14 protein-coding genes, 1 pseudogene and 1 CRISPR repeat array are annotated in these 14,413 nt (G+C 37.4%); of the genes and pseudogenes, 6 read left to right on the top strand and 9 right to left on the bottom strand.

The genetic code is table 11. The features are described from left to right. Nucleotides 1-46 precede the first annotated feature (46 nt). The 5 genes from NMG86_RS25445 to NMG86_RS25425 all read right to left on the bottom strand — a co-directional run bounded on the left by NMG86_RS25445 (nucleotide 47) and on the right by NMG86_RS25425 (nucleotide 2,638). Nucleotides 47-424 (bottom strand): hypothetical protein, encoded by a 378-nt coding sequence (locus NMG86_RS25445; RefSeq protein ID WP_052369758.1) that lies wholly within the window; start codon nucleotides 422-424, stop codon nucleotides 47-49. A gap of 51 nt (nucleotides 425-475) precedes the next feature. After that, the gene (locus NMG86_RS25440; protein ID WP_042158582.1) at nucleotides 476-787 is read right to left on the bottom strand and encodes a hypothetical protein; all 312 of its coding nucleotides are present in this window, start codon (nucleotides 785-787) and stop codon (nucleotides 476-478) included. 52 nt (nucleotides 788-839) lie between these two features. Next, complete coding sequence (locus NMG86_RS25435; protein WP_042158588.1) at nucleotides 840-1,193, bottom strand: hypothetical protein; 354 nt, start codon at nucleotides 1,191-1,193, stop codon at nucleotides 840-842. 97 nt (nucleotides 1,194-1,290) lie between these two features. After that, on the bottom strand, nucleotides 1,291-1,641 hold the full coding sequence (locus tag NMG86_RS25430; RefSeq protein WP_087882270.1) for a hypothetical protein: 351 nt from the start codon (nucleotides 1,639-1,641) through the stop codon (nucleotides 1,291-1,293). Nucleotides 1,642-1,807: 166 nt separating this feature from the next. Then, nucleotides 1,808-2,638 carry an ATP-dependent DNA ligase gene (locus NMG86_RS25425; protein WP_087882269.1) on the bottom strand — a complete coding sequence of 277 codons (831 nt, stop codon included), beginning with the start codon at nucleotides 2,636-2,638 and terminating at the stop codon, nucleotides 1,808-1,810. 62 nt (nucleotides 2,639-2,700) lie between these two features. Here NMG86_RS25425 and NMG86_RS25420 point away from each other — a divergent pair, with 62 nt between their 5' ends. From NMG86_RS25420 to cas2, 6 genes and pseudogenes are all read left to right on the top strand, one after another. After that, nucleotides 2,701-2,844: a hypothetical protein gene (locus NMG86_RS25420; protein ID WP_199918738.1), complete on the top strand. Its 144-nt coding sequence runs from the start codon at nucleotides 2,701-2,703 to the stop codon at nucleotides 2,842-2,844. A 95-nt stretch (nucleotides 2,845-2,939) separates the two neighbouring features. After that, nucleotides 2,940-4,325, top strand: a complete 1,386-nt coding sequence (locus NMG86_RS25415; protein ID WP_087882268.1) for a hypothetical protein — start codon at nucleotides 2,940-2,942, stop codon at nucleotides 4,323-4,325. Nucleotides 4,326-4,375: 50 nt separating this feature from the next. Beyond that, the gene (locus NMG86_RS25410; protein WP_087882267.1) at nucleotides 4,376-7,021 is read left to right on the top strand and encodes a hypothetical protein; all 2,646 of its coding nucleotides are present in this window, start codon (nucleotides 4,376-4,378) and stop codon (nucleotides 7,019-7,021) included. 223 nt (nucleotides 7,022-7,244) lie between these two features. Continuing rightward, nucleotides 7,245-7,691: pseudogene (cas1, locus tag NMG86_RS25405) on the top strand (CRISPR-associated endonuclease Cas1); the annotation flags it as partial. Nucleotides 7,692-7,900: 209 nt separating this feature from the next. After that, nucleotides 7,901-9,020: a CRISPR direct-repeat array (repeat unit 35 nt; unit sequence CTTTAGACTAAGAAATTAGTCGTATTAATGGAAAC). Nucleotides 9,021-9,286: 266 nt separating this feature from the next. Further along, nucleotides 9,287-10,369 (top strand): CRISPR-associated endonuclease Cas1, encoded by a 1,083-nt coding sequence (cas1, locus tag NMG86_RS25400; RefSeq protein WP_026798284.1) that lies wholly within the window; start codon nucleotides 9,287-9,289, stop codon nucleotides 10,367-10,369. Nucleotides 10,370-10,450: 81 nt separating this feature from the next. Then, nucleotides 10,451-10,729 carry a CRISPR-associated endonuclease Cas2 gene (gene cas2 / locus NMG86_RS25395; protein WP_026798285.1) on the top strand — a complete coding sequence of 93 codons (279 nt, stop codon included), beginning with the start codon at nucleotides 10,451-10,453 and terminating at the stop codon, nucleotides 10,727-10,729. A gap of 260 nt (nucleotides 10,730-10,989) precedes the next feature. On the opposite strand, the gene NMG86_RS25390 is transcribed toward cas2, so the two are convergent. From NMG86_RS25390 to NMG86_RS25375, 4 genes are all read right to left on the bottom strand, one after another. Next, complete coding sequence (locus tag NMG86_RS25390; RefSeq protein WP_026798286.1) at nucleotides 10,990-11,439, bottom strand: pentapeptide repeat-containing protein; 450 nt, start codon at nucleotides 11,437-11,439, stop codon at nucleotides 10,990-10,992. Nucleotides 11,440-11,541: 102 nt separating this feature from the next. Continuing rightward, nucleotides 11,542-12,309 (bottom strand): hypothetical protein, encoded by a 768-nt coding sequence (locus tag NMG86_RS25385; RefSeq protein WP_144018192.1) that lies wholly within the window; start codon nucleotides 12,307-12,309, stop codon nucleotides 11,542-11,544. Between the two features lie 59 nt (nucleotides 12,310-12,368). Further along, nucleotides 12,369-13,595: a hypothetical protein gene (locus NMG86_RS25380; protein ID WP_026798287.1), complete on the bottom strand. Its 1,227-nt coding sequence runs from the start codon at nucleotides 13,593-13,595 to the stop codon at nucleotides 12,369-12,371. 231 nt (nucleotides 13,596-13,826) lie between these two features. Beyond that, nucleotides 13,827-14,279 carry a hypothetical protein gene (locus tag NMG86_RS25375; RefSeq protein ID WP_026798288.1) on the bottom strand — a complete coding sequence of 151 codons (453 nt, stop codon included), beginning with the start codon at nucleotides 14,277-14,279 and terminating at the stop codon, nucleotides 13,827-13,829. Nucleotides 14,280-14,413 lie beyond the last annotated feature (134 nt).

The raw sequence follows: 14,413 nt of genomic DNA, 5'->3' as shown, positions 1-14,413 counted from the left end.
AATCTCACAAAGAGACTAAGACTTAATTAGTTAAGAGGTTTAGAAATTAGAAAGGTTTGGGGTCGTATTCGGAATCAGCTTCTTGATACTTTTGTTTCAGTTGATTAACTTTTGATTCAGTTGATTCTTTGGGTTGATAATTAGATTTTTGTTCGTAATAATCAGACCGGATTTCCATAAGTTCATCTTCGGTATAACCCATTTCCTCGATGAATTTACGGACTTTAGCTAAATCCATTTTATGAATTTCATGCTTGAGCCATTGGGGTTTGAAGTTTTCATAAAGTTCTAAACCACTGATTTCTTTACCTTCAACTTTTAAGCCTTTGTTGGTACTCTTATAATGTTGCCAAGCAAGAATCCGAAAGCAATCAACGAGGGTTGAAGTTGTTTTTTGAGCTTTAGTTTGAATCAGGATAGACATTGTATTGGAAAAAAGAACAACACCTACTTTAGCGTTAGCTTCTTTTATTTATTAATTGTACTCAATATTCCAAATCGAATAAAGCAAAACTAAATTAACTTTACCTTTTCGAGTTCTTCCCAAATATCTACCAGGGAATCTTACCCAAATCCCATTATTGGCAATCGCAAAGATTATCCCAACTTTCCCAACTAAATTAGGATATTCTCCATCAGAATCTAAGCCTTTAATTTTGACTTTCTGGTTTCGTTTGAGTTTGGGAAATAAAGGTAATTGTAATTGAATGTAGAAGGGCTCTCCTGAGCGGAGTCGAAGCCTGTCATGAGCGGAGTCGAATGGGGTGCTGTTGGTTTTAGGTTTCATAGTTTTAGGTAGAAAAAAAAATAAACCAACAACTAATGCTGGTTTATTGACTTTAAGGGGTAAATTTTTCGTACAGAATCCGGTTGGCTTGTTGGATTAATTCGTTACTTCTTTCAATAAATTCTGCATAAGGAACTTTGGCGATTCTGAAGGTGCGACTCATTACCCATCTATCTTCAGAATCTATTTCTGGGCCGCATTCCCCACAATATTCTTTGATGTCGAGAGAAACGTTTTTAGCCCATATTGTTATCTGGATGTAGTAACTATTCATGTCATCGTTCTCTGGCATTATAAACTTAGAAAATCGAATATAAGGGATCAATTTCCCTTCCGGCGACTCCCATTCGTCCCGTTCTTCTTGCCAGCAAAGTTCTCTACAAACCTTGATTGTTTTGTCTCTCATTGTGTTATCCTAAATTTGTACCGAATTGAACGCATAACAAAGCCAATAACGTTATTCTCCTGAGTAGCATTATTGGTTTTGTTATTTGTTATTGAATTTATGATTGAAGTTCATTAAAGAGATTTAACAAACTACTGATGGAGAGTTCTTTAACTTTAAATTCAAAGGGGAAATGTTGATTACGTTTGGAATCACGGGAGTCCTGAATATGACCGCCATAGAATTGAATTTGGTCATTGAGACTTAATTGTTCTTCGGTTGTGAAACCAATATAAGCAATAAAACTGGTAAAGCCCGAATCAGAATCAGGTGCCTCTGACCATTGGTATTGGTTCGAGAAAGTTCCTACAATCGTAATGCGATCGCAAAGTTCAACTGTAAGATAATTACCATGTGGAGATGATTTAAGAACTTTACCTTTAATTCCTGCAAAAGTTATGGTATTCATTGATTTAGCTAAGAGAAACTTCATTAAATTGTCGCGGTAGCGTCTTATAATTTATTGTGATATAATTATAAATGTAAATCTACGGAGATTTTTAATAGTTTAAGCCACTAAAGCATTAGTTAGAATTTAACTCCCGACTAATGCTTTTAGTTTAAGTCAAACCTTATTAAATAAACTTTGAAAAAACCGGATGTCGAACTGAATTAGCTTTAGTAAGTCCAAGATGGATTACTTCAAGTTGTCGTCCCCGATAATTTGATTGATTATTCCAAATCTCCAAACGTTCAGCATCAGAAAAACCCGTACCAACCCTAGCAGCTACAGGAACTCCCAACAATTCAGATTGAACAGATATTTTACCTAAACTTCCTGAATACTTGCCAGTACCTTTAAAGAAACCCGTACAAATAAAAGTAGATTTCTCAAAGTTCTTCACCTTCAATAAATCATCGCTTCTACCCTCATGATAATCCCTATAAGGATGCCTTAACATTGTTCCCTCAAGGGATAGACCGTTATCTTTATTGAATTGATTCTGAGCTTGAATAGCAACGGGATTATTTTCAATTAAAGTATAGGTAATCTCTACAACAATTGATTGAGACGGTGGCAGAACAAGGGGGATAGCATCAATCATTTCTTGGGTACTTAACCATTCCCAGTAGCCGATTGGAAGAATAGCAAATATATGAAATTGCAATCTTTGTTTCTTGGCAATATCGTACTTCTTCCCACCTCTAACGATACCGGAAATAACATCAAAGGGTTCCCCAGGAATATAAAGCTCACCGTCGAGAATATAACCTTGTTGTTTACAAATATCTAGGATATGGTCTAAACCTACAAATTTTGATTTCAATGTTCGACTAAATATTGCTTGTTCGGTCGGGAGGTAAATCCCCCGTACTCCATCAAGTTTCGGTGAACTCCACCAACTCGAAACCCCATAATTTTTGGTGGGATAATAATTGTTCGCAAGCTGACAAGATAGTGCCATTTTTGTTGTCCTAAAAATCAACTTTATGATACGATAATACTATCAAATTACCAGGTAAAATTATGACTGCGGGGAAATTAAGTTTCACTCAAACTGAGTTTAGAGTTCGAGAAGATGGTATCAATAACTCAATTACAATATTACCATCTTCGACATACTTGAATCAAAATTGCTATTACTCCATTGATCAGGTATTAATAGATTAACCCCGCGATTAATCTAGCAATCGCAATCTTAAACCTGATAATTTGCGATTGCTAAATAACAAACTAATAACAAATTACCAATAACAAATAACAATATGGTGTTATTAACAGCAAAATACCTACAAACATTAAAGAGTCGGGTTGTTGATTCTGGGGAATCTAAGAATTGGTTAGGAAAAGATATCTTAGAGATTGGTTCTGAAATTTATGGGTTGATCAATAATGGGGTTAATAATTTTCCTGTTGTTAGTACCCTAACAGGATTAACTGAACCAATATTAGAACCGATAAAACAGATAGCCGAACAACTTATCGCCCTTCCTGATATTTCAATTCTGGCAGGATTAGTTACCTTAGAATCAATCTATGGGATTAATAAAGCCTATAATACAAAACTCTATAAGGGTCAAAATCTAGTAGCTTATGCCAACAATATAATGAGTCGTGATATCCCAAGTTCTGATGATGAATATTATTATGTTATGGGGATTTCTGCCTACAATGAAACCCTCAATATTCCCTTATTAAATAGTGAAATAACGAATCTTCAATCTAAATTTGGAGGGATTCAATCTCAAGCTCAATCAACAATAAATCAATTTGCTGATAAATTTGGTTTAGATTATCTTCAAGATAAAATTACCGAACTTGAAGGATTAATTGCATCGGCGGGGGAATCTGCTTCTAATACAATTAAAAATCAATTATATAGGCTAAAGAATTTTGTTAAGAAATTTATGGGGATTAGTTCTAGTCCTCAATCAATACCAACCCTTCGGCAAAGCTCAGGACAGGTAGCAAGTTATGGTACTTTTGGAGCTATCGAATTAATAATACCAACTGATAAACCAAAACTAACGGATGTTGTAGGGGTAATTAACAAACTGGCAAATTGGTTTTTATCAATGTTTAGTATTCCTAATCAGATATTAGAAGTATTAACCCATACGGTAACATCAGTTGTCTGTAAAGCTATTGGTTCGGCAGGTGCAGAAGTTAGTAGGTATTTATCAGCAGGACTATTACAATCTTTACCTCAATTAGTGCCTAAAATTGGGAGTGCTACTGGAACTTTATTTGGTGGAGCTTGGGCAGTTTTGATGGGTTATGCTCCTTGGATTGCTCTGGTTGCTGGACTAATTTTAGTTGCTTTTAAATTAAGTGATAAGAAAGTGAAATTTGGTAGACTTGTCTATCTTTTTGGAACCAGATTATCAGGTTCACCCGATACGGGTTTTGCCGGAACTTACGATATGAATGAGAAGCAAATGAGAGATTACATTATTGATTTCTCCAAACGGATGCTCAATGAAGCTAAATCTACTTATGTTAAATTTTGGGCATTTAATGTCAATGATGATGAAGAAGTTGCCTTAATGTTTGATTTAACAAATATTAATGAACCTATAGAAATTTCTGATAAAACCATTCAAACAACTACCTGGGATTCGTTAAAACATTTTGCAGAAGAACCCTTCTAATCAATTACAAATTATGAATTACTAATTAGTAAATTAATTAAGGAGAAATTATGCCAACAACATTTGAGAATATAAAACTTAAAGAAGATGGAACAGAAGGTCAAATAATAACGATATCGACTTTCTATGTTTGGGACTGTACAAACCAGAGGTTTTCAACTTCACCACCAGTAGTTTTGCGTAATACAATGTTGGCAGCTTTATATCCGGCTAAAGAATTTATTATTGGTGAAATTCCTAAAACATCAACTAACCCCAGTTTATTAGACCCTTTTAAAGTTCCTGCTGTTTCTGACCCTTATTTTTTGGATTTAGCTTCTAATTCAAGAACACATGGGAGGTTTTTATTTACTCCAAAAAGAACAATTGGTAGAGATTATTTTCCTAAAAAAGACGACTGGAAACGAATAATTTACGGGAGTATTTTGCATACAGGATGCAATAGATTATTTTATAGAGAAATAAAATATATTGTTGTTGATGATGAAAGACGGAATCCTTCTGATAGTAGCCCTCAAGATGATGGAGTAAATAATACCCATTGGGATACGGGAGATTGTCATGCTAAATTATCTAAAAGCCTTCTGACTTTATTAGAAAGTTGGGAAACAATTGGCAATGAAGATAACCCTACAACAATTCAAATCCGAGCCGCCATCTTTAAAGAATGGACAATTAAAGGAACCGCAAGTCATAGTTATAAATTTGAAACTGATCCTAGATTTGCCGGAGTTGATTTAGTTATTCCCCTGAGTTGTTTTAAAGGTAATAAACCCGCACCTGGGAATTATACTGGTAAAGTTCTAATTGGTGTTGTACATGAAGCTGAAGAACGCCGTGCTAAACCCGGTTGGATGTTATGGCAATGGTTTAGTTTTGAAACCTTAGAAGAAGATGGAATAATATCAAAACTCCATGAGAAATGTCAGAAATTAAGCAGTGCCCTTGATGATATTTATAAATTAGCTGATGTTCTCCGAATTGACCTTGATGAAGCTGAACAAGAATTAGCGAATCTTGACGATAATCCTGATGCTGAAGTTGCTTATGTTGATTCGGTTCTCAAGATAATTAAAGCTGATAAAAAAGGGGTTTTAATATTACATCCTTATGTTCTTCTCAAGGTTAAATTTAGACTTAGGGAGATGTGGAAAAACCTTGCTAAATCAGCCGGAGTTAGGTTTTATTCGGTTATGTGTACACCGGATACAAGTTTAGAGAAATATCAGAAAGCCTATGGTAATGATTTTGTATTTAAACCCAAAGTTTTCTGCTCACCAAGTTTCAATGAAGGTCAATATATCGTATTTTGTAACCCTATGCGGCATTGGGGAGATGTTCAACTGTGGGAGAATTTTCATGAGGGTAGATTCCGAAATACTAGGGGAGTTTTAGCCGCGACTCGTGAACTTTTATTGAGTCTGGGTCGTGATACTGATGGTGACTTTATTCAATTAATAAATAGTAGTCGATATCCTAACTTAACAATGGCTTTATATGATATGGATGCCCCACCAAAGGTTAAGAAGTTTCCCAAGGTTGCACTCACTGGAAGTCTTCAACAAATTGCTATTAATTCAATGAATGATATTACCGGAGTAGTCGCTAGTTTACTCGGACGGGCTAGAGCTATTGGTGCGGAATTAATTGTTTTAGATATCCCAAAAGAAGGGGAAATGAGGATAATTGATTTTCTTTCCCAGGAATTACAAATAGCCGTTGATAGTTTAAAATCAGCTTATCCTAATAATCAAGATGGTCTAAAAGTTGTTAAGGAATTTCTTGATAAATCTGGTGCTGATATTCAATGGTTGGCAGACTTAAAATCTGATGATTGTTATTTTACTCGTCCTTGTTTAGTGAATAACAATTTAACTGATACTGTTACTCGAATAGTTAGTTTAGTTAATAGTTATTATCGACAGCCAAATCTCAAGGAAGATACAATTCCAATGGATTATAGATTTACTTTATTTTCTCTTGTTGTTTCTGATGCTGTTCAAGATGCGATCGCACTTCGTGAACGTGATGCTTATCGAGCCGAAATGGGTGCAGCCTTAGCCCATAAAGCCGCTAATGATGATGATAGATTAGTTAAAGAAGTTACGGCTAAATTTAGAGCTTCGACTGAGGTTATTATGAGGGAAACTCTTAATCCTTTCCGTAAACCTTATCCTCCGAAGACTTGGGCGGCATCATATTGGAGAGTAAATCATTTAGCTAAATCGGGAACTGCGGGATTAGTTTTCTTATTATTTTGTGATGAGATTATTGAGGAGTTGAAAAAGATGGACGGTAAAAAAGTCTGGATAGTAGTTCTTTATGCTGTTCAATTTACCGCTTTTGCCCGACCTCAATCAAATGCTTGGAATGGAGAAGAACTAACAGTTAGGAGTAGTTTTCTGAATATTAATGGCAAGGATAAAGTTAGTTTAGAAGGGAAGTTTGATGGACAGCCTGGGTTTATTAATATGGGACTTGTCTACGAGAAAGATATTGCTCAAGTTCCGAATGGTTGGACTGGTCGGGTTAAGATTTATGCCAAATCTTATGAGAATGACAAATATCCGCGAAAGATGTCAGCTAATGATGTTTGTACAAGTCTTTATTGCTTTTCAGTTGATATGGAGCAATCCGATATTGATGATTTTATGAATGATCATTGGTCAACTAATAGTAGATTTAATCCCATTTGATATAGAATTAACGTCCTTCACAGCCAATGCCATCTTTATCAGAATCAAAGTTGTGGGGATCAGTTTGGAGAACATAGACGCTTCAGATAATCAAGTTGTAGGCACTTAAACACAACCTTCTATGGATTTTAGCCTAGAACGGCTTTGGGCGGCTTGGCGAATCGTGTGGGCGGCTTGGCGAATCGTGTGGATGGCATGACTGTTGATAAGTTTGCATCCGTCTCCCACTGATCCGATTAATAGTTTATTGAGTTTGGGTTATACGTTACTGAGTCAAAATGTTTGTTCATTTATTGAATTAGCAGGATTGCATACTCACTTTGGAAATTTGCACGTTCCCCGTGATAATCATCCGGCTTTAGTGAGTGATTTAATGGAAGAGTTTCGCGCTCAAATTGTTGACTCGTTTGTGAGTTATTTAGTCAATTCTAAAATTTTATTGCTTGAAGATTTTACCTCTCCTGATGAATTGGGTGGGGTTTATCTTCAGCCGGATGCACTCAAAAAGTACCTGAAACACTGGGAGGAAAAGTTATATTCTGAAGTGACTCATCCTCAAACAGGATACAAAGTTAGTTTACGACGTTGTATCGAGTTACAAGTCCGAGAGTATATTGCGGCTTTGATGGGAGAGGTGGAAGTTTATCGCCCGATGATTTGGAAAAATTAAGGATACAGGTTAAGTTTCTGAGGGGGTCTGGGAATTGCTGAAATCCTCATTCTTGGGTTGACCCCCTCAGATCGCCCTCTCTGTATCGATTTCAAGGATCGTTTATTGTTGTTTATTGAGAATAAATAGTATGGATTGAAGTCAAAACTTGACGCCCTCAGATTTAGGGGTTTATAATCCAGTCAGAGCAAGGCTTCTATGAGCCTAGACTTTAGACTAAGAAATTAGTCGTATTAATGGAAACGTTCAGTTTTAAAGTATATCGCTGACCTACAACTAGGTCTTTAGACTAAGAAATTAGTCGTATTAATGGAAACAGTTACCCTATTGGTTCTCCTGTGATGGGATCAATAGGTCTTTAGACTAAGAAATTAGTCGTATTAATGGAAACTTCGATAAACCATTATAATTGTCGACTTTGGGAACACCTTTAGACTAAGAAATTAGTCGTATTAATGGAAACTGATTCTCTTCATTGTATTCTACTACTGAAAAAAAGACTTTAGACTAAGAAATTAGTCGTATTAATGGAAACTAAAACAGTACCTACAGTAGGCTCTTTTAGAAGCATGACTTTAGACTAAGAAATTAGTCGTATTAATGGAAACGAGAACCAATAGGTTCTCTTCGTTGTGGGGTACAGCTTTAGACTAAGAAATTAGTCGTATTAATGGAAACCTTGGAAACATCCAAGGTGTCGTTTCCGAGGTCACCACTTTAGACTAAGAAATTAGTCGTATTAATGGAAACCTCTTGAACATTATCAATATAGCCAAAAGATGAGAAAATCTTTAGACTAAGAAATTAGTCGTATTAATGGAAACTTGTCACCGGGATCGGTAATTGGATCCCCGCGGAGTGAAACTTTAGACTAAGAAATTAGTCGTATTAATGGAAACTTTTCCTCCTCCAAGATCACCAGGATCCGTGCTTTAGACTAAGAAATTAGTCGTATTAATGGAAACGCAGCCTATTTTTGAATAGGTTTATACTCTTTAATCTCTGCTTTAGACTAAGAAATTAGTCGTATTAATGGAAACAGAGTTTCAATATCCCGGATTCGGGATAAAAAATTCTCCTTTAGACTAAGAAATTAGTCGTATTAATGGAAACCTATTTAAGCAAAATAATCCCGTGGTAAATGTCACCGTGTGCTTTAGACTAAGAAATTAGTCGTATTAATGGAAACTATCAGTTCTTACGAAAACATGGCGACCTTTTTGATCTTTAGACTAAGAAATTAGTCGTATTAATGGAAACTGTCTCCTCACTACCTAATAGTTGGTAGAAAATATTTTAGACTAAGAAATTAGTCGTATTAATGGAAAATTAAAAATAGTCTCAGCCTTGGATTTTAAAATATCCGAGGCTTTTTTAGATATAAAATCAAGAAAATATACTCAAAAAAATATTGAAAAATATATTAAAATAAGAAAGATATATAACTTATATACAAACTTATATAAACCTTAATTTTACCTAGATATAAACCTATATAAAGCTCTGCAAAAATTAGCTCAAAGGAAAAAATAAACCGTAAAAACTAATTACTGTTTACGTTTTTCCTGAGTTTACCCTAGAGTTAAATTGTGTTTATGCCAACAATTTATGTCATTCATCCAGGTTCCAGTATTGACGTGCATTCTCGTTACCTGCAAGTTTTCCATAAACAGCAGTTGTGTTTAGGGGTTCCCATTAACCGAGTTACCCAAATTATTCTGTTTGGTATTTGTAACCTCTCCCGCAAAACTCAAGTTTTAATTGCAACTCGCCAAATTCCTGTCTATTATATTAATGTTCATGGGGATCAGTTAGGAAGTTTAGAACTTACACCCCCACGTCCCTTCAAATATCAAACCCATCAGTTAATTTGTTCTCAAGATCTTGAATTTGTGCGGGCGATCGCAGAATCAATTACTTGGGCAAAACTGCAAAATGAAATCATTGTTCTCAAACAATTACAACCGGAATTTTATCCCTGTAATATTGAGAACACCATCAACTTTTTGCAACTTTTAGCTGATGATTTACCTTCAGCAAATTCCATTGAAGAATTATGGGATTATCATGCAACAGCCACCAGCTATTATTATCCTATTTTAGCATCATTAGTCCCCCAATGGTCAAACCCTCATTCATCTTTTCGTCTTGACCTCAGCCATCCGGTTCTTCAAATGTTGAAGCTCGGTTATACCTTTCTGCATCAACAAATGGCACTGTTTATTAATGATTTAGGTTTAGATCCTGAAATCAGTAATCTCCATACTCTCAACCAAACAAGCCAACCGTTAGTTGATGACTTAATTGAAGAATTTCGTCCGATTTTAGTTGATAGTTTAGTCGTTAAATTGCTGCAAACGGGTACAATTACTTCCTCAGATTTTGTTCCTCCGAATGGAAGTCGAGGTGGCTATCTTCAACCTTCTGCACTCCAAACCTTTATCAATCATTGGGAAGAAAAACTCGCAACCCATATTGAACATCCTTTCGCGGGAACAATTAGCTATCGCCAATGTTTTGAACTGCAAGCTAAAGAATATATTGCTTGTTTGTTAGGGGATATTGAATTTTATCAACCTTTGTTGATGCAACAGGAAAAAGGCAAAATCAAAAAGATGTATGCCAAAGAGTATCTAACTCAAAAGAATGTTGTTCAAGCTTTGAGCGGAAAAGACTAAAATCCTTATTTTTTCCTAAAATTAGCTCCCCCTAAATCCTGTTTGGAAAGGGGGACTTTAACCCTCTAGTTTCCCTGTCCTATGTTTTATCTCATTTGTTACGATATCGTTGATGATCGTCGTCGAAACAAAGTTGCAAAACTGTTAGAACTTTACGGATGGCGAGTTCAAAAGTCAGTATTTGAAGCGGTTTTAAATCAGGAACAATATGAACGACTTCAAAAATATTTGCTTAAATTGTTAAACCCCATTGAAGATCAACTCAGATTTTATCCCCTTTCTAAACGCAGCCGAAATAAAGTTCTCGTTTTAGGATTTAAACCTGAGTTTAAAATTGATGATTCTGCTTTTATTGTCTAATATTCCATCCTTCAATGTTTCCTACGCATTCGTATCGTGTAGAGACGCGCCATGGCACGTCTCTACAGGGGACTATTCCTCCAGACCCCATAGAGATCCTTCACTTCGTTCAGGATGACAGTTAATGACTGTTAATAATAGTTAAACTGTTCAGCGTTCAGGATGACAGTTAATGACTGTTAAGCTGTTATTAAGTTATCAAGTTTAGTGTAAATGGGTAATAGCTTAACCCTCCCCAAAATGGGGAGAGTTTTTATGTTTTAATTCTCGTTAAATTCCTTTTTCGCTTTTTTATGACTGATAATGTAGACACCCCAAGGAAGACGTACTGCTGTAATTGTTGTTAACTTTAATTGAGCGTGTTCAGGATTAGCTGCATCCAAATCAGCCCAACTGAGGTTAGTATGCCATAACTTTGTATGGGCCAGATTTGTGCCACTCAAATTTGCCCAACTCAGATTAGCATCACTGAGGTTAGCATAGCTGAGATTCGCGCGTTCCAAGTCGGCTTGGCTTAAATTTGCACCTTGCAAATTAGCTTTGTATAGAACTGCATAGCGTAAGTCAATCTCGCATAAATTCATCCCCTGCAAATTAATTCCAGTCAAATTTGTATAGCTAAAATCTCGCCGTCCTTCGGCATATTCAGCTTTAAACTTTTCTGTAGAAAGCCGTTCACCATTTTTTAGATTATCCATAGATTGAGTCATAATTTTCTCCTATTTAATCTTTACGTCTGCCTATTGCCTATTGCCTATTGCCTATTGCCCATTGCCTAATCTCCACAGTTAACTTAACTTTTAATCAGCTACTTAGTACCCTTTAGGAATTGCAAACTTACCACCCCCCGCAACTTTATGGTTTAACTCCCGTTGTACAAAGTTACCCAACAAATCTCCTAAACCGGGTGCAGTTTCCAAGTATTTGTGGAGTCGCCGGAAGTCAGGAGTTTTGGAATTCCCCGCTTGACAGTTTCCAGCTAAAACCCCAACTTGAGCCTGCTGTGCGATGTACTGACGAATGTAGTTGAGGTCATTCATCCATTTACGGACTGTTTCGGCTTCAGTGTCTTCTGTGCGGCGCATCCACTTTTTCCAGGGTTGGGAAGGTTGATAGACATGATGTTGAGTAACATCGAGCAGGTATTCCACGCCTTGTAGAAACTGTTGGGTTTTTTCTCGAATCAGCGATCGCAACTCTTGTTCTTGTGTATTGCTTAAAGTACCATTTTTTAAAGCACCTGCCAATTCATTAAGGTGAAACTGAATCGCTTCAGCAGCTTCCCGAATATCGCTTTGTGCCCGTTTCAGGTTTTGCACCAGACCATCGCACTGCTGCGGCATCAACACCGCCCCATCCGGTGCATTTTCTACTTCATGGACTTGATCAAGGTGTTGAACTAACTCAGGGTAGTCAATTCGTCCGGTCTGCTTCACTTTACTGATCCATAGACTTAATAACCGCATCTGGTAAGCTAACTTTTCCTCCCCTTGATTTGTTGGTAGAGGAATGAGTGAGGATGGTGTGGAGTTAGGAATGTGAGCGATACCATTGAGGGAAGTTGAGTGTAGTCCGTTCATGGTTGAATCTCCAAGGGTTGCTGAGTGGGTGAGGGAATTGACGTCGGGGAGAGATTTAATCAATCATTCAGATCGTTGTATTGTTGAGCCATCAGTTCTCGACGCTGGGTTTCTAACCAGATATCTCGCTCGAGTTGAACGGCTTCACTGAAGGATTTTTGGGTATCTGGGCGATAGCTTAGGGCAATGGTCATCACACAGGCGAAACCACTGGTGATCAGCGATAGCAGCAGGAAGAACAGAGGAAATCCTAATCCTGACCAGTCTCCCTGGGTCAATTTAGCGATGAAACTGAGAATTGCTAACCGAGATGCTTCGAGTCCAGAGGACAGTTCACCGGATGGGATGAAGTTTTGGGTATAAACCAGAGGCATTTTTTGTTGCAGAAAGGCTAAGTCATTACCCATCGTGGCACGGACTCCTAGAGACTGTTGCAGTTGTTCTTTAGCGGTTTCATAAGCTTGGTAAGCGTCTTCGCGTAACCGTTCGACTTGAGGGCACAAGGGCAATTGTTCCAAGGGGACGTTTTCCCAGTTGCGATCGCGCTGTTCCCATGTGCCATACAATTGCACGAAAAGCGACTGCCATCGGGGGTGACTTTTATCCAGTTGACTTAACTCTTTTTCTCCACTTTCGCATCGTGCTAAAGCATCTTTATATTGAGGGCTATCAATTTGTTTGAGGGTTTCTACACGGTTAATTTGTTCTTTGATTAATTCCTGGGCTTTAAGTTGGCTTAAACCGGATGAATTGAGTAGCAATTCTGTTCCGACTCCAGCCACGATAGATTGGAGGGCGTTGAGACTGAGCATGGCTGCGATCGCCCAATTTGACCAAGAGCGGCCGTGAGGTTTACGGGCAGATGTCGCCACGGCTGAATCGTTGGTATATTTGAGAATCAGAGCATTAGCCAGTGCCGTCATCGGAACTGCAAGGATTCCCAAATCTTTAAAGGCAAAGTAGAGCAGGGGAAAGTTGCTAGTCGCATTGAGCAAGCTGCTGATGGACACTAAAGCGGCTGTATATTGGCTATCTTTTGCTAAATTTTCTGAGACGATGGCACGACCATGAAAGTCTTGAGAATTAGCAATTACTAATCCCAACAACTTCTCGATCAGCCCTTGTTTTTGTTGTTGATTTTGGGTGTTTTTAGCAGGTTTTTTCGCTTCTTCAACTAATTGAGCACATTCAGGGCTTTGCTCAATGTAAAGGAGTAAATCTTGAACCTTTTTAGAGGTGTTTACTGAATTGTTAACCGATTGAGAAGCAGGTTTTTGGAAGTTCATACTGGCTACCCTTTAGTTTTTTAAGCCCCAAACCGAGTTCTAAGTTGAACTTCGATTCAGGAAAAAAAATTGCCTAAAACCTTGAGGTATGACCAGATATTTAGTTTTGATTGAACTGAGATTATCTTAGCAGATTTAGAGCATTTGTCAACCCTTAATTTTATCGAAATTAGGTTAATTGAAATCTGATTCTGCAACCTAGATCTCAACTAACCTATCCTTTAATTCAGTTTAAGTAAACTGAATCATTAGGAATTTGTCATCCATTTCAACTCCCATGGTTTCTTGTCGCAATTGAATTTGCAGGTAACGCACGAAGCAAAGCAACAAGGGGAAATGTTGCTCTAACGTTGCTGTGGTGGTGTAGGAACGCACAACCACACTTTTTTCTCGAATCATTCCCCACTGGGAACTCTTGTAAAATCCTTCTTGTTCAGACACACTTGTCCCCCCGAACAATTCCGCCATGAACTGTTTTGTTTGTTCAACATGGAAGGAAGTATCCGCCGGGACGTTAGCATCAACGGTGGTTGGGACAATCACGGACACAGAACGATTCAGAACTTGAATCTGACAGTCGAAACCAGTTCCAGTATTGAGCAGTTGTTGCAGTTCTGGATATTGAGCGAACAGGCTGTTTTGAACTTGAGCAATCGCAACAGCATCACTATGTTGATATTTCATCTTCCGCAACCCCTTTTGTAGTGTGTCCCCTTTTTTAGAAGGGTTTCGGCTTATCCCTGCCGAAAAAAAGTGGCGTTTGGGATTTGGGTTGTGCGGTTAGGCTTGATACCTACCTCTGTAATATAAGAGGCGGT

Origin of the sequence: Planktothrix rubescens CCAP 1459/22 (assembly GCA_904830895.1) — a bacterium.
Lineage (GTDB): Bacteria > Cyanobacteriota > Cyanobacteriia > Cyanobacteriales > Microcoleaceae > Planktothrix > Planktothrix agardhii.
This window is presented reverse-complemented; position numbering and strand designations above follow the sequence as displayed.

Bases quoted from the DNA above. Each gene is read 5' to 3' on its own strand.
- NMG86_RS25445 (WP_052369758.1), bottom strand. From the start codon at position 424: ATGTCTATCCTGATTCAAACTAAAGCTCAAAAAACAACTTCAACCCTC.
- NMG86_RS25440 (WP_042158582.1), bottom strand. From the start codon at position 787: ATGAAACCTAAAACCAACAGCACCCCATTCGACTCCGCTCATGACAGG.
- NMG86_RS25435 (WP_042158588.1), bottom strand. From the start codon at position 1,193: ATGAGAGACAAAACAATCAAGGTTTGTAGAGAACTTTGCTGGCAAGAA.
- NMG86_RS25430 (WP_087882270.1), bottom strand. From the start codon at position 1,641: ATGAATACCATAACTTTTGCAGGAATTAAAGGTAAAGTTCTTAAATCA.
- NMG86_RS25425 (WP_087882269.1), bottom strand. From the start codon at position 2,638: ATGGCACTATCTTGTCAGCTTGCGAACAATTATTATCCCACCAAAAAT.
- NMG86_RS25420 (WP_199918738.1), top strand. From the start codon at position 2,701: ATGACTGCGGGGAAATTAAGTTTCACTCAAACTGAGTTTAGAGTTCGA.
- NMG86_RS25415 (WP_087882268.1), top strand. From the start codon at position 2,940: ATGGTGTTATTAACAGCAAAATACCTACAAACATTAAAGAGTCGGGTT.
- NMG86_RS25410 (WP_087882267.1), top strand. From the start codon at position 4,376: ATGCCAACAACATTTGAGAATATAAAACTTAAAGAAGATGGAACAGAA.
- cas1 (WP_026798284.1), top strand. From the start codon at position 9,287: ATGCCAACAATTTATGTCATTCATCCAGGTTCCAGTATTGACGTGCAT.
- cas2 (WP_026798285.1), top strand. From the start codon at position 10,451: ATGTTTTATCTCATTTGTTACGATATCGTTGATGATCGTCGTCGAAAC.
- NMG86_RS25390 (WP_026798286.1), bottom strand. From the start codon at position 11,439: ATGACTCAATCTATGGATAATCTAAAAAATGGTGAACGGCTTTCTACA.
- NMG86_RS25385 (WP_144018192.1), bottom strand. From the start codon at position 12,309: ATGAACGGACTACACTCAACTTCCCTCAATGGTATCGCTCACATTCCT.
- NMG86_RS25380 (WP_026798287.1), bottom strand. From the start codon at position 13,595: ATGAACTTCCAAAAACCTGCTTCTCAATCGGTTAACAATTCAGTAAAC.
- NMG86_RS25375 (WP_026798288.1), bottom strand. From the start codon at position 14,279: ATGAAATATCAACATAGTGATGCTGTTGCGATTGCTCAAGTTCAAAAC.